Origin of the sequence: Enterococcus sp. AZ141 (genome assembly GCF_051714385.1) — a bacterium.
Taxonomy (GTDB): Bacteria; Bacillota; Bacilli; order Lactobacillales; family Enterococcaceae; genus Enterococcus_D; species Enterococcus_D entomosocium.
Window position 1 is genome coordinate 1336447 of record NZ_JBIORT010000001.1, and the last position, 14535, is coordinate 1350981.

16 protein-coding genes are annotated in these 14535 nt (G+C 45.0%); 10 read left to right on the top strand and 6 right to left on the bottom strand.

Features of this window, described 5'->3' with window-relative positions; genetic code table 11:
• Positions 1-182 precede the first annotated feature (182 nt).
• Entirely contained in the window at positions 183-854 is a 672-nt protein-coding gene (locus tag IGI89_RS06160; protein WP_008380210.1) for a cyclic nucleotide-binding domain-containing protein, read from the bottom strand.
• A 196-nt stretch (positions 855-1050) separates the two neighbouring features.
• Here IGI89_RS06160 and IGI89_RS06165 point away from each other — a divergent pair, with 196 nt between their 5' ends.
• The 5 genes from IGI89_RS06165 to IGI89_RS06185 all read left to right on the top strand — a co-directional run bounded on the left by IGI89_RS06165 (position 1051) and on the right by IGI89_RS06185 (position 5282).
• On the top strand, positions 1051-1983 hold the full coding sequence (locus IGI89_RS06165) for a phosphate/phosphite/phosphonate ABC transporter substrate-binding protein (protein WP_008380209.1): 933 nt from the start codon (positions 1051-1053) through the stop codon (positions 1981-1983).
• A gap of 160 nt (positions 1984-2143) precedes the next feature.
• Entirely contained in the window at positions 2144-2935 is a 792-nt protein-coding gene (gene phnC, locus IGI89_RS06170) for a phosphonate ABC transporter ATP-binding protein (RefSeq protein ID WP_005230661.1), read from the top strand.
• Complete coding sequence (gene phnE, locus IGI89_RS06175; RefSeq protein WP_438735443.1) at positions 2907-3686, top strand: phosphonate ABC transporter, permease protein PhnE; 780 nt, start codon at positions 2907-2909, stop codon at positions 3684-3686. Before phnC ends, phnE (IGI89_RS06175) begins: the two co-directional genes overlap by 29 nt.
• Positions 3683-4465, top strand: coding sequence for a phosphonate ABC transporter, permease protein PhnE (gene phnE, locus IGI89_RS06180; RefSeq protein WP_005230666.1), 783 nt, complete (start codon positions 3683-3685; stop codon positions 4463-4465). Before phnE (IGI89_RS06175) ends, phnE (IGI89_RS06180) begins: the two co-directional genes overlap by 4 nt.
• A gap of 4 nt (positions 4466-4469) precedes the next feature.
• The gene (locus tag IGI89_RS06185; protein WP_005233299.1) at positions 4470-5282 is read left to right on the top strand and encodes a metallophosphoesterase family protein; all 813 of its coding nucleotides are present in this window, start codon (positions 4470-4472) and stop codon (positions 5280-5282) included.
• A gap of 69 nt (positions 5283-5351) precedes the next feature.
• On the opposite strand, the gene IGI89_RS06190 is transcribed toward IGI89_RS06185, so the two are convergent.
• The gene (locus tag IGI89_RS06190; RefSeq protein ID WP_034858679.1) at positions 5352-5828 is read right to left on the bottom strand and encodes an ImmA/IrrE family metallo-endopeptidase; all 477 of its coding nucleotides are present in this window, start codon (positions 5826-5828) and stop codon (positions 5352-5354) included.
• A 5-nt stretch (positions 5829-5833) separates the two neighbouring features.
• Positions 5834-6166, bottom strand: coding sequence for a helix-turn-helix domain-containing protein (locus IGI89_RS06195; protein WP_005230670.1), 333 nt, complete (start codon positions 6164-6166; stop codon positions 5834-5836).
• A 162-nt stretch (positions 6167-6328) separates the two neighbouring features.
• On the opposite strand from IGI89_RS06195, the gene IGI89_RS06200 reads away from it, so the two are divergent.
• Positions 6329-6694: a hypothetical protein gene (locus tag IGI89_RS06200; protein WP_081116429.1), complete on the top strand. Its 366-nt coding sequence runs from the start codon at positions 6329-6331 to the stop codon at positions 6692-6694.
• A gap of 41 nt (positions 6695-6735) precedes the next feature.
• On the opposite strand, the gene IGI89_RS06205 is transcribed toward IGI89_RS06200, so the two are convergent.
• On the bottom strand, positions 6736-8487 hold the full coding sequence (locus IGI89_RS06205; RefSeq protein WP_008380198.1) for an ABC transporter ATP-binding protein: 1752 nt from the start codon (positions 8485-8487) through the stop codon (positions 6736-6738).
• 59 nt (positions 8488-8546) lie between these two features.
• A complete protein-coding gene (locus IGI89_RS06210) occupies positions 8547-9401 on the bottom strand; it encodes a MarR family transcriptional regulator (protein WP_438735444.1) in 855 nt (284 codons plus the stop codon).
• Positions 9402-9602: 201 nt separating this feature from the next.
• On the opposite strand from IGI89_RS06210, the gene IGI89_RS06215 reads away from it, so the two are divergent.
• The 4 genes from IGI89_RS06215 (at position 9603) to IGI89_RS06230 (ending at position 12430) form a co-directional block, all read left to right on the top strand.
• Positions 9603-10208 (top strand): NADPH-dependent FMN reductase, encoded by a 606-nt coding sequence (locus IGI89_RS06215; protein ID WP_438735445.1) that lies wholly within the window; start codon positions 9603-9605, stop codon positions 10206-10208.
• Positions 10209-10243: 35 nt separating this feature from the next.
• The gene (locus tag IGI89_RS06220) at positions 10244-10765 is read left to right on the top strand and encodes an NADPH-dependent FMN reductase (RefSeq protein WP_005233313.1); all 522 of its coding nucleotides are present in this window, start codon (positions 10244-10246) and stop codon (positions 10763-10765) included.
• A 222-nt stretch (positions 10766-10987) separates the two neighbouring features.
• Positions 10988-11821 carry a glycosyltransferase family 8 protein gene (locus IGI89_RS06225; RefSeq protein ID WP_005233315.1) on the top strand — a complete coding sequence of 278 codons (834 nt, stop codon included), beginning with the start codon at positions 10988-10990 and terminating at the stop codon, positions 11819-11821.
• 141 nt (positions 11822-11962) lie between these two features.
• Entirely contained in the window at positions 11963-12430 is a 468-nt protein-coding gene (locus IGI89_RS06230; RefSeq protein ID WP_086298770.1) for a TspO/MBR family protein, read from the top strand.
• A gap of 47 nt (positions 12431-12477) precedes the next feature.
• Here IGI89_RS06230 and IGI89_RS06235 read toward each other — a convergent pair whose 3' ends face one another.
• Positions 12478-14283, bottom strand: coding sequence for a M3 family oligoendopeptidase (locus tag IGI89_RS06235; RefSeq protein WP_086372943.1), 1806 nt, complete (start codon positions 14281-14283; stop codon positions 12478-12480).
• Between the last annotated feature and the right edge of the window lie 252 nt (positions 14284-14535).

The window sequence follows — 14535 nt, forward strand, 5'->3', positions numbered from 1 at the left end:
AGAAACCCGATCCTCGACTGAATATCAGCAAGGATCGGGTTTTTTGTAAGAAAATAAGGCGCAGTTGCCGGTCTCGCTTGCCTTCTTCGGTGGAGAATGCTTGTCACAGCGCTAGTTAAGGGCAAGACCAACATCAGGAACGCGTACTCAGGGAAAATCCGAACATTCTTATGGGCTGCTCCTTATACATGGCTTAAATTTTCGGCAAGCGACTCTAAAGCGGGGAAATCGAGAATTGCATAGCCCTGTTTTTGTTTTTCGATCAGCTTGTCTTCACGAAAGCTGGTAAAGGTTCGCAGCAGGTGGCGATAGCTGACATTCAAGATTGCGGCACAGGTGGTCAACTGAAAGGAAAAGTGTTGGTTTTCTTGATGCGCAAGAATAAATTTGGCCAACCGTGTCTCTACAGGTTCCGTCAATGAATTCGCTAAGTTGATCCCCGAATTCAAGCGGGAACTGAGCAACTGACAGATAGTTTGCAAAAAGCGGACGTCTTGTTGCAAGGTGCTGCGGTAGCGATTCAAAGGGATGCAGACGCAGACGCAAGCAGAAGCGGCTTTGACACTGCTTTTCGGCAAGAGTTCCCATAAAGAGGAAGCTTCCCCTAAAGGTGCAGCCGGCTTGGCGTAATCAATACAAATCGTTTGGGTATCCGAAGAGAAGGAATAGACCATCACGGTTCCTTCCACGAGAAAATACAAGTATTCAGAAGGCGTGCCCGTTCGAATCAGGTGCTCTTCTTTTTCAAAGGAATGCAAAGTGGCCATCGCTAACAAATCATTGTCCATATAAGATTGCAGATCGTATGTGTCAATGTAATTCCTGAGGCGTGCGGTATCATCGATTTTTTTCATGGGAATCAGCCACTCCTGAATGGTTTTCTTTAAGTATAGCTTAGTTCCCCTTTTGACTCAACACGAACGATAAATAAAAACTAATGTAAATTGTATGTAAAAATAAGGTAAAATAGGACATGTGTCACTTCATTTTGAAGGGATACTTGGTATGATTTGAATGTAAGAAAGCTTCAAACCATTAGGAGGAGAAAAAATGCCATTGAAACGAATTGTTAAAGGAATGTTAGGAATTGCGTTAGTTGCAGCATTGACCGGCTGTGGGAATGGGAGCAGCAGCAGCGACAGCAGTGCCGCAGCCGAAAAAGAAAAGCTGGTGGTACAATTCGTACCGACCAATAATGACGGCTCGATGCAAGCCAAAGCAAAACCGTTTGCTGAGTATTTATCAAAAAAATTAGACCGTGAAGTAGAAGTAACGTTAGCAACGGATTATTCGACGATCGTAGAAGCGATGGCTTCTGGACAAGTTGATTTAGGGATCATGCCGCCAGCCGCTTATGTTCAAGCCAAAGATATGGATGCAGCAGAAGCGATTTTGACTTCTCAATTAGGTGCCTATGATCCAGAGACCGGCTTGCCATTAGAAGGGGAAAAAACCAATACCTTCAAAGGGGAGATCTTGGTACGTGCGGATAGCGATATGACAGAATTGACGGACTTAAAAGGGAAAAAAATCGCTACATTGAGTCCGAACTCTGCCAGCGGCTATATTTACCCAGTTGCCGAGTTGAAAGATGCAGGAGTTGATCCAACGACGGATGCTACATTAACGACGGTGAACGATATTCCAAGTGAGATCACTGCAGTCTTGAATGGTCAGATGGATGCCGCCTTTGTGTTTCAAGGGGCACGGAATGTCTTTGCGTCAAGCTTCCCAGATAACGATTTATTCGAAGATCTAAAAGTTCTTTACTTAACCGAAGGGGACATCCCGAATGACGCCATTGCCGTTCAACCGACGATGGATGCTGAACTAAAAGAGCAGATCAAAGAAGTGTTCTTGAATATGGCAGACGATGAAGAAGGCGCCGAAGCAATGAGCTTGTGGGGACACCAAGGGTATGAAGAAGCAGCTGATTCTGCTTACGATACCATTCGCGACTATACTAAACGAGCAGCAGAGTAAAAAATCAGGGATTGCGGTAGAAGGATAACGGGACACGGAGATGTGCAGCGATTTACTAGGGGAATAGGTGGAATACGCAGTATCAGTGCATTTTTTAGTGAGATAGACCGTGACCGATTGGGGAAACTTTGCCGCGGTCCCTACATAATGGAGAAGACAGATGATAACTTTTGAGAATGTATCCAAAGTCTACCCGAATGGGGTCAAAGGATTACAGAACATAGATGTAACGATTGAACAAGGAGAATTTGTGGCAATCATTGGTTTGAGCGGTGCTGGTAAGAGTACCTTTTTGCGCTCGATCAATCGCTTAGTGCCAATCACTGAAGGAGATATCCGGGTAGATGGCAAATCAGTCACGAAAGCCAATAAAAAAGAATTGCGCTTGATTCGCCGACAAATCGGATTGATCTCCCAAAGCTTCAATTTGGTCAAACGTAGTACTGTCCAAAAGAATGTGCTATCTGGTCGTTTGGGGTATTACGGGACCTGGAAAAGTATTTTAGGGTTGTTTACGAAAGAAGACTACGAAAGAACGAAAGAAGCACTAGCGACTGTCGGCTTGTCAGACAAACTGCAAACGAGAAGCGACCAGTTGAGTGGTGGGCAACAGCAGCGGGTATCCATCGCCCGTGCCTTGGTCCAACAAGCGCCAGTGATTTTAGCAGATGAACCCGTGGCATCGCTAGATCCCATCACGACAGAGAAAGTGATGGAGGATCTGAAGAAGATCAATCAAGAAATGGGCAAAACGATTGTCATCAATCTGCATTCGATTCCCTTGGCTCGTCAGTATGCGACAAGGATCATTGCCTTAAAAGCAGGTGCAATCGTTTTTGACGGCAACGCAGCCGCTTTGACGGATCAGCGTTTAGAACAAATCTATGGGAAAGCAATTTTTGAAGAAAAGGCAGGAGAAATCGATGAAACTGAAAGAAACAGTTCATTTTAATTGGTACAAACACCTGCTGCTGGTTCTTTTATTGCTGCTCTTTTTTCAAAGCAGTGCCTGGATCACGGGGGCTGATTTTGCCCAAGTGTGGTCGAATCGCAGCCAGATGACGGCTTTCATGGCTCGCTTTTTGCATCCGGATTTTAGTTATTTACCGCAACTGATGATGCCCTTGATCAAGACATTGCAAATGTCCTTTTTAGGCACTGTTTTAGGAGTAGTCGCAGCGATACCGGTGAGTCTGTTGGCGACGACAGTCGTGACAGAAAGCCGTTGGGTCTCTGTGCCGATGCGTTTTCTCTTGGGGCTGGTGCGGACGATTCCCAACCTATTGTTGGCGGCATTGTTCGTAGCGATTTTTGGGATCGGTGAAGCCACGGGTGTTTTGACCATCGCGGTCTTTACCTTTGGTATGGTTTCACAGCTGATGTTCCAAGCGATCGAAACCATTGATTTTGCGCCAATCGAAGCAGCGGCGGCGGTAGGGGCAAATAAATTTCAAGTGACTGTTTGGGCGATCATACCTCAAGTCATCAGCCAGTTTGCCAGCTATACTTTTTATGCCTTTGAAGTCAATGTTCGAGCTTCGACGGTGTTAGGATATGTTGGTGCCGGCGGGATCGGGGTCATCCTGAACGCCTCATTGGCATTGTTGAATTATGAACGGGTCTCGATCATTATCTTGACGATTTTGCTAACGGTAACGATCGTTGATTTTCTCAGTGAGCGGGTAAGGAGGTCTTTCCTATGATGATCAGAGAAGTGAAGAAAACGACTTGGCTATTATGGGGACTCTTTGCTATCTTACTGGCATTATCTGCAGCGACGCTGGATTATTCCGGATTGAGTACTTTTTCCTTAGCGATGGGAAGAGATGTCCTGCAAGGGTTGAGTCAGCCAGACTGGTCTTTCTTTTACGACGGTAGCGGGGAGGATCTGTGGAGCTTATTGTTACTGACGATCGGGATCGCCTGTCTAGGAACGATGATCGCAACAGTCTGCGCGATACCGGTGACCTTGCTGAGTGCCGCCAACCTATGGTCTTCTGCGCCGTGGGTCGCGAAGATCGGCAAAATGATCTGCAATATCTTGCGGGCATTTCCAGAGCTAGTTTATGCGATTATTTTTGTCCGTGTGGTAGGTCCGGGACCTTTCGCTGGGGTTATGGCGATCGGTGTCCACCAGATCGGTATGCTGGGCAAGCTGTTCACGGAAGAAATGGAAGCCATGGATGAGCGCTTGACGGAAGAGATGCAAGCAGTCGGTGCCAACTTTTGGCAAACGATGTTTTTCGTGCGGGTTCCTTATTTAGCACCCATCTATAGTTCTTTTGCGTTGAATCATTTTGAAATTGCGGTCCGCAGTGCAGCAACGTTAGGGTTAGTCGGTGCTGGCGGGATCGGTGCACCATTGATTTTTGCTATTCAAACCAGAACCTGGAGCAAGGTAAGTATTATTTTGTTGGGCGTCGTTGTGACCGTCTTCTTATTAGACCAGTTGACTGGAATCATCAGAAAGAAATTGAGATAAACCTATGAATATATTGCATATATCAGATATCCATTTTCGAGAAAGTTACCTGCCTTGTGAGGAAGGGTATCAAGGAATGCTGGCAGCCATGCAAAATCCCTTGATTCCTCTTGAAGAGTGTATCCAAGATGCCAAGGCGCGAGGGGCGATCGATTTGGTGGTGATCAGTGGCGATTTGACCGAAGATGGCGCGCCTGCCGATTATGCCTCTTTGAAGCAATATTTAGAAAAAGCCTTTGGCTCAGTGCCGATCGTGGTAACGCTAGGTAATCACGATATCAAACGGCATTTTCGCCAAGGCTGGCAAGGTAAGTCAGTTGAAACGGCCAGTGATACGCCTTTTAATCAAGTCTATGAAACGGAGACATTGGCGATCGTGACTTTCGATAATTCCTGCTATGGCTATGCCGACGGTATCGTAGATGAGCGACAGTTTGAATGGCTGCAAGCCACGCTGGCGCAGCTCAAAGAGAAAAAGATCGTTTTTGTGACGCACCATCATTTGTTGCCTTATCAAGCAAGCACGCCGGCATGGGCCGGTGCCAATCGTTTGGTGGCATTATTGCAGCAGTATCAGATCTCTTGTATTCTCAGTGGACATACCCATCATGCATTTACGGGAACGATCGCAGGGATTCCTTACTATACTGTGGCAAGTATGTCGTTTGTCGGGGAAGATGAAGGCGAGGGGATGGTCCGTTTTGAAGAACGCTATGGATACAATTTGTATCGTTTTGAGGAAGGCGCGCTGGTTCATCAATCCTCAGAAAACTATCGACCGAACCGCGTATTGATGCGGGTCAACATGCAAGGATAAAAAACAGACGTTCCGTAAACGCTGAATTTAGCAGCAGGAAAGGAACGTCTGTTTTTGTGCAAAAAAGGCTTAACCTTGATTGCCAAAGGTTTTGACAACTTCAATCGTGCCGTCGATATGGAAAAACAAGGTATAGTTTTCTTCGGTTTTGATACCGTCAAAGCGGCGAGCATAATAGGTGACTGCGTCTTTGAAGGTTTGTGGGGGGACACCTAAAAAATCAGCGCATGCCGCCAACGTTTTGCAGCCTTCTTCAAAACAAGCGATGATATCATAGGGCGTGACCACGATCGCAGAACCAATGTCACGGGCTTTGCGTTCTTGTTTGCGTTTTTCGTTGGTGTCTTGGGCGGTAATGTCGCCAGCACTGGTCAAATAATGACCGATTTCTTCACCGATGGTGCTCAAGAGGTCTTCTTGTGATTGGTCAGGGTTCAAGTAAATATGGTGATCGATGTACAATCCTTGCTGACCATCAGGCATATTTTTATCGAAAATAAAGTGCAAGTCTGGGTAGGCGGCCATCAGTTCTTCTACTTTATCCATTTCCATCATTCCTTTTGGGCGTGCCGCTGTTTTATAAATTCAATGTAGCTGAGGATATCTTCCATCTGCTCATCGGTGACGTCATCATCAATATGGGCCGCAACGGTTTGAACTTTTGCAGAGGGCGGCGTAAAGCCTGCCGGGACTTGTCTGCCTAATAAAAAATCGGTGGATACTTGAAAAATCTCCGCGAGTTTGACGATGGTCTCGCCATCGGGTTCGTTACGATCATTTTCGAAATGCGAATACGCTGCGCGGGTGATCCCTAGCTGATCTGCGATCTGCTGTTGGGTTTGGTTGGTTCGTAGTCTGAGTGTTCTTAGCCGTTCGCCAAGCATGAGTGATCGCCTCCTTTTTTGTAGTATAGCACGTTGGATATAATTTGTATCTATTTTTGTATTATTTGATATAAAAAATATCACATCAGTTGACGATACGAATCGTATCTTTTATACTGGAAACAGATGATATGAATCGTATCAAAAGAATGGGGGAGGATTATGGATACATCGATCGTAACAGTTGTCTTGCCGTCACTCATTACTGGTGTACTTACTTATTTGGCTACCCGAGTATCCAGCAAAGCGAATTTGGAACAAACGAATATCGAAAATGCCCAGAAGCTTTACCTTAAATATGAACAGATCAATCAAGAATTGACCCATAAAATCGATCAGTTAGAAGAAGAAGTCCAAAAGACCGCCAAAACCTACCAAGAAGAAGTCTTAGTTTATCAAGGAAAACTTGCTACTGCCCAAAGCGAACGGGATTTTTTGCGGGCAGAAAATCAGGTGTTGAAAGAATTGCAGCGAGTAAATCAAGTGCCTGGGACGCGTGAAGAGAAGCAACATTCAGCCGTTGGTTAATAGAAAAAAACTGCTTATCCGTCAATAAGCAGTTTTTTCGATTAGTTGATCATTTGTTCATTGACATAGGCAGCATAAAGCGGGTGATTGTTGATCAATTCTGCATGGGTACCTTGACCGGTAATGGTACCTTTTTCTATAAAGTAGATTTGATCGGCATCCACGATGGTCGACAAGCGATGGGCGATCACTAATGTCGTGCGCCCTTCCATTAGATGATCCAACGCCCGCTGGACCTTTTCTTCCGACTGAGAATCTAGGCTGGCGGTCGCTTCATCGAGCATCAGCAGCTTGGGGTCTCGCAAGAATGCTCGTGCGATGGCGATCCGTTGTTTTTGCCCGCCAGATAGTTTGACGCCGCGTTCGCCGATTTGTGTTTCTAGTTTTTCGGGGAACTCTTGGACGAACTGATCGGCATAAGCCAATGCCAGTCCTTGCCACAATTCCTCCTCTGACAGTGTTCGGCTTAATCCGTATTGCAAGTTTTCCCGAATCGTACCGGCAAAGACCGCACTGTCTTGGGAAACATAGCCGATCTGTGCCCGCCAGTCCTGCAGATCAATGTCAGCTATCGGCTGTTCACCAATCAGCAAGCGCCCGCTGGTGGGTTCATAAAAGCGTTCCAGTAAAGCGAAGATCGTGGATTTTCCGCCGCCGCTTGGTCCCGCAAAAGCAATCACGGTGTTGGGTTTGGCTTCAAAAGAAATGTTTTGCAAAATCGGCCGTTTGGGATCGTAACTGAAATCGATCTGTTCTGCCCGTAGGACTGCGCCGTCGATAGCGGCTTTGGGTGCTGCCTGGATCGGCTCCAGCGGCGTATCCAAAATTTCTTGGATACGTTCCGTAGCACCCATCGCTTTTTGGACTTGTGAAAAGAACATCGCAAACGTCGTCACAGGCGCAATAATATTAAAGAGATACAGTAGAAAAGCAATCAATGCGCCACTCGTCAAGGTGCCGGCTTGGACACGGATCGCGCCATAACCGAGGATTCCTACGAGTAAGCCCAGCATTGCCGTCGTCATGATTGGCTGCAAAATCGCACTAACTTTCGCATCCTTGACCCCGAGGGTAAAGATTGCCCCAATGTTGCGCCGACCGTTTTCTTGTTCACTAGCTTCTCCGTTGCTGGCTTTGATCAAACGGATCTCTGAGAGTTTTTCGCTGGCATCCGCATTGAAATCGGCAGTCGCTGCTTGTAGTTGGCGTCCTAGTTTCGACATGATCTTGCCGATCGGCCACATGATCAAGGTGATCAAAGGCACCGCACTGAACATGATCGCCGCCATCTTCCAATCCATCAAAAACAAGATGATCATCGAACCAACCAATTGGATCAAGCCAGTGACAAAGCTGGGAAATTGCGAGGTGACTAGTTCTTTGATCACGGAAGTATCATTAACGAGTCGCGAACTGCTTTCCCCCGACTTATGGTCATCAAAATAGCTGACTGGCAAATGCAGCAGATGTTTCCAAAGACGTTCCCGCAACGTTTTCACGGCACTTTCTCCCACATAGCGCAAGAGAAAGCCGCCTAAAGTGCCTACGCCTAATTGCAGCACAAAGGCTAGGATCAAAACGACTAGCATGGAGGTGCTGAACGTGGGGGTGCCGCTGGCATCGACTAGCGTTTTCGTCAGCTGCGGCACGACCAAACTGGCGGCACTCGTGATCAGGCTGAAGAGCATCCCTAAAAGAAACAAGCCTTTCTTGGGATTGACACTGACGATCAGGTGGATAAAGTCTTTCATTTTAAATTTATTTTTGTTCACTGTTGGTGTCGTTGTTTCCATTCGTTTTCCTCCGCTACAAGCAAGATGGCCTGCAGCTTTTTCTTTTTCATTAGGTGCTATTAGAAATCCTGCCAATCATCTTCGGCTGCTTCGTCTTTAGAAGCGGAATCAGGTCTTGCTTTGCGGTCTTGTCCAAACCCGTAGGCATCAAAAAAGTTGCCTTTTCCCCATGTGTCCCGTGGATCATTCGCCTCGCTACTATCAAATGGCCCAAATGGCCCAAATGGCCCAAATGGCCGATTGCCAAACATGCCGCGGTGTCCAGGAAATGGCATTTGCCGCATGGCTTCTTTGATCTGCTTTTTCACTTGACGCCGCTCGTCAGCGCCCATATCTTGCCAAGTATCTTTCATTTGTTGCTTCATTTTTCGGCGATCGTCATTCGTCATTTCCTGCCAATTTCCACCCCATTGCTTCATCATCTGTTCCCGGATCTCCTGCATAGCTTGTAGACGATCCATCGGGTCAATAAAGCGTTGCGTCTGTTGCTGAAAGTCAGCTTCCCACCCAGCGGCGATGTTTTCAAGCAGACGGGCAAATTCGGTTTGTTCTTCCTCTGTTAACCCAGCAAAAAACGTTTGACTGCTGGCGGCTTCTTTTTGTGCCAGTAATTTTTCTGCTTTTTTTCGTCCAGTCTCTGTCAGAAAGATTCGTTTGATCCTTTTGTCGGCTGCATCTTCTTTGCGTTGGATATCCCCACTGCTTTCCATTTTCTTCAATAGTTCTGCCAAGGAACTTGGCCGTAAATCTAAAACTTCTGCGAGGTAATTTTGCACCAAGCCATCTTCTAAATTTAAAACGGCTAGGACGCGTTGCTGTCCAGAAAGGCGTTGGTTATTTTGACTCATAAAAGCATTGCTGGCTTCGCTGATAAAACGAAGCTGTTTCATTAAGTGATCGGTCATTGTACTCATTGAGAACACTCCTTTTGAATTATTGTTCGGTGCCTAACGATATCGATGAGTTGATTATAGTTCGGTGCCGAACGAATGTCAAGAGGAAGTAGCTGGGATTTTTTTCTAACAAAAAGTAAGCAAAATGATTGACTTACTAAAAGTAAGTTTGATATGCTGAGTCCATCGTTAAAGAAAACACAATAAAAGGAGTACAAAAGAATGGTCTTTGGATTTGGGAAAAAAGAACAAATAATTGAAAAAGAAGTAATTAAAGAGGTGTATCGCACTCCGGAAAAGAAAAAAGCGCAAAAAATCGGAATCATCGTTGGCAGCACGAGAGAAGGCCGCGTGAGTCCGCAAGTAGCCAATTACGTTTTACAAACAGCACGAGCACATAGCGACCGCTCATTTGAAATCATTGATATCAAAGACTACGACTTGCCCTTTATGGGTACAGGCAAAGCGAACCAAGCGTGGAACGAAAAAATCGCTGAATTAGACGGCTATATCTTCATCGTACAAGAATACAATCATGGGCTATCGGCTTCCTTGAAAAATGCGTTAGACAGCGCCCGCGAGGAATGGTTCAACAAAGTAGCAGCAATCGTCAGCTATGGTTCAGCAGGAGGGATTCGGGCCGCGGAGCAAGTTCGCTTGATTTTGGCGGAACAAAAAGTAGCCACGGTGCGCACTAATCCAGCATTCAACTTATTTACTGATTTTGAAAATTTTGCCACCTTTACTCCTGGCGAACATATGACGGCAGGAATGAACGATATGTTGACGGAATTATTGGACTGGGCAGACACATTTGCCAATCGTTAAAAAACAAACGAAAACAATCTTAGGAGGAACCTATTATGAAATTTGGTATTATTTTAGGCAGTACAAGAGAAGGACGCGTAAGTCCGCAAGTCGGAGCATATATTCAAGAAATTGCTACTCAACGGTCAGAGCATCAGTTTGAGATCGTTGATGTAAAGGCATTTGATTTACCGTTTATGGGAACGGCTGAGCCAAACATGGCATGGAACAAAAAAATCGCTGAGTTAGATGGCTATATCTTCATCGTACAAGAATACAACCACGGTTTTGCGGCTTCCTTGAAAAATGCCGTAGACTCTGCTCGGGAAGAATGGTTTGATAAAGCAGCTGGGATCGTCAGTTATGGTTCTGGCGGTGGGATTCGTGCCGCTGAACAATTGCGTAACGTTTTAGCTGAACAAAAAGTAGCCACCGTGCGGACTAACCCAGCCTTCAATCTCTTCACAGATTTTGAAAATTTCAGTACCTTCAAACCCGGTGCGCACATGGCTGCAGGTGTCAATGACATGCTGGATGAATTGTTGTTGTGGTCAAAAGCTTTTGCCACGATTCGCTGATCTGTTTTAGGAGGTCACCATTTATCATCGATCATTTGCTGTTTCATTCATTGAATGGAGCAGCATTTTTTTGCGTTTCCAAGGAATGGTTTTCACTGGAAAGGCTATTTCACTGAAAGAATGACTAAAAATCGGGTATACTAGAAGAACAGAAGATGCGGGCAACTGCGTTCGATTTTTTGCCCAACGAGTGCATCCAGTAACAGAGGAGTGAACAAGAGCATGAATCTACTTTTTGCGATTGATGATCGATTCAGTGAACAATTAAAAACAACGTTATATTCAATCAAACGCCATACGACAGCAGCATCTTTCGATGTCTATGTCTTACAAGAAAAAGAATTGAGGCAAGGTGCAGAGCTAGAGGTCTTTTGTCAAAAATTGGCGATGACCTATCATCCCGTCATCATCGGTTCTGGTTCGATCTTTAAAACGGCACCAGTTAGTGACCGCTACCCAGAATCAATCTACTATCGATTGTTGGCACAAAATTACTTGCCGCAGCAGGTGGAAAAAATCCTGTATCTGGATGCGGATATTTTGTGCATCAATGATTTGCGCCCCTTGTATGAGCTGACGTTAGGGGATTTTCTGTATGCCGCTGCCAGTCATTCCAAGCTGACAGAAGTGACGACGGTCATCAATAAAGTCCGTTTGCGCAATTATGAGTCAGAAGGCTACTATAATTCAGGTGTCTTGCTGATGAATGTGCACCAGCTACGGCAAGAGGTCAAAGAAACAGAAATCGCAGCCTTCATTGAGAAAAATCATTTGAACCTCTTTTTGCCGGATCAAGATATTTTGAATGGGTTATATGGTGATCGGGTGCTGGCGATTCCTGATCAGCTCTATAACTATGATGTACGGAAAAACCGTACGTATGAGACGATCAGCCTAGGGGAATGGAGTTTGGATTGGGTCATCGAACATACCGTTTTGCTGCATTTTTGCGGCAAAGAGAAACCATGGAAGAAAGGCTATCGCAGCCGCTACGGTTCGTTATACAAATATGTAGAAAATGAACGGCGGAAGTTTGAAGAGGAACAATCAAAGTAGCTGTCATTGAATATAATCAAAATTACCTTGAAAGAAACGTCCACACGGCCGTTTCTTTTTTTAAGCGTTCTATTCTGCTTTTTTTCGATTCGATGGTACGATGAAACTAGTGAGTTATGAAAAAAAGAAGGAGTGGAGAACATGAAATTTTTAATTTGGCTGGTCTGTGTGATCGGCATTGAAGCAACAGGAATCATCTCGAGTTTGTTTGCAGGGGACATTGCCGGAACGTATGCGCAAATGGAAAAACCCTTTTTAGCCCCTCCTGGCGGGATCATTGGGATCGTTTGGACGATTTTGTATGCCTTTATGGGAACGGCGTTGTATCTGTTGATCGTCGCCAAAGTCAATCCAGCGCTTAAAAAGAATGCCTACATCTTCTTTGCGATCCAGCAAGTATTAAACTTCTTTTGGAGTATCGTTTTCTTTGGCTGGAATGCTTACTGGGCAGGAACGGTCATTATTGTCTTGTTAGTGTTATCAGTGATTATTTGTATGATCCTCTTTGCTCGCATCGACAAAAACGCGATGTACTTGTTTATTCCTTATTTGATTTGGTGTTTATACGCCGGCTACTTAACGATTGGCTTAACTTTATTGAATGCCTGATAGAAAAACCCTCTTCCAAGCGTCTTGTTGGAAGAGGGTTTTTTCTTTTAGATATAGTCTTCAGTCAATTCCATAAAGCTGGCAACATCTTTTAGGACCATGTCGATCCCTGCTTGCCAGAAGTCTGATTTCGTTAAATCGACACCAAGGTGTTTTTGCGCCAGTTCTTCCGTCGTCATTGAAGCAGTATCTTGCAATAAAGCAATGTATTCTTCTTCAAAGCTAGACCCTTTTTCATTGGCATACGCGTAGATCCCCATACTAAAGAGGTAACCAAAGGTATAAGGGAAGTTGTAGAACGGCACATCGTCAATAAAGAAGTGCAATTTGGCTGCCCAGAAATGTGGGTGATAAGTCGCTAACCCATCCGCATAGCTTTCTTTTTGCGCCGCAGTCATCATTTCCGTGATTTGTTCCGCTGAAACCAAGCCCTTTTGACGAGCTTGATAGAAGCTGTTCTCAAAAATAAAACGTGCGTGGATGTTCATGAACATCGCGATCGCATTTTGCATTTTAGCATCCAATAGATTGATTTTTTCTTCTTTTGTCGTTGCTTCTTTGAGGGTTGCATCAGCAACGATCAATTCAGCAAAGGTACTTGCTGTTTCGGCAACGTTCATGGCATAGTTGCGGTTTAATTCTGGCAGCTCCCAAAGAACGCTGCTGTGGAACGCGTGACCGAGCTCATGGGCAAGCGTCGCTACTTCGTTGACAGAATTGCTGTAGGTCATGAAAATACGTGATTCTTTGGTTTCTGGCAAGCTGGTGCAATAGCCGCCAGGACGTTTGCCGGGACGATCTTCTGCTTCGATCCAGCTTTTTTCAAAAGCGACTTGGGCAAAGTCAGCCATTTTTGGGCTGAACTTACGGAAGTTGGTCAAAATGAAGTCAGCTGCTTCATCAAAGGTGTAGGTTCTTTCTTCCATGTCGCCAAGGATGATTGGCGCATCTTGGTCTTGCCATTCCATTTTTTCTTTGCCGAAAAGCTGCGCTTTGCGGGTCAAGAAATCAACGATCGGCTGTTTGTTCTTTTGGATCGTGCCCCACATAGCATCCAATGTCGCTTTTTGCAGACGATTGTATTCTAATGGTTCCTTCAAGTAATCAGTGACACCGTGAAGTTTGAAGGTAGAAAGGCGGAAACCGTCTAAGTGGTTCAAGGTATCCGCAAAGAGGTCTTCTTTTTCTGCCCACGTCTTTTCCCAAGTGTCGAATAAACGCGCACGAACTTCCGGATCAGGATCACCCATCATTTTATTGAAGGCTTGACCAGCTGAAAACTTGATCGTCGTGCCGTCTTCTTGAAGGAAAGGAATTTCGATCGAGGCAACGATCGTATCGTAATGTTGGCTCCAAGCATTCAAGCCATCTAAATTTAAAGTGTTGATGATGGTCTCTTCTGCTTCGGATAACAATTCTTTGCCGTCGCGGCGAATCTCGCTTAAACGAAAAGCGACAGGTGCTAAGTTTTCCGCTTTAACTAGTGCTGTCCAATCATCCTCAGAAATTTCTGTCAATTTTTTCGAGAAAACGGTTTGTGCTGCTTGCAGTGCTGGCAATTTTGCGTAGAGGTCACCCGTCAGGATTTTGGCTTTGCTGTCATTGACATTCGCTGAAAGCAAGGCATTGATAAAGCTGCCGCATTGTGAAAATCCTTGACTAATAGTTGCGGATAAATCAAGTAACTCTTCTAATTTTGCTGCATCGTCTTCGCTGTTGGGCGACCATGCATCGACTGTTGTTCGGTAATTTGCAATTTGTTCTTCCAGTTGGCTCATGCGTTCTTTTAATTGAACAGAATCGCTGCCTCCCGGAAAGATTGTTTCCAGATTCCAATTGATTGAATAGGTCATTCCTATCAAACCCCTTTCTTTTCCTTCGATCTTATTAAGTATAGCATAACGAAATTTGGTCGCAACCATCAGAATCCTTATGAAATAAGGGTTCTTGATGAAACTGTACCAAAAACAAAAAATGGAATGTATATCTCCTTGATCTATTGATAGGACGGAAAAACGTCAAAAATAAAAAAACTATCACATCCTCATCAAATTCTTAGAAAAAAATCGATGGATAAATATTACATATGAAAAAAAACAGCGAGT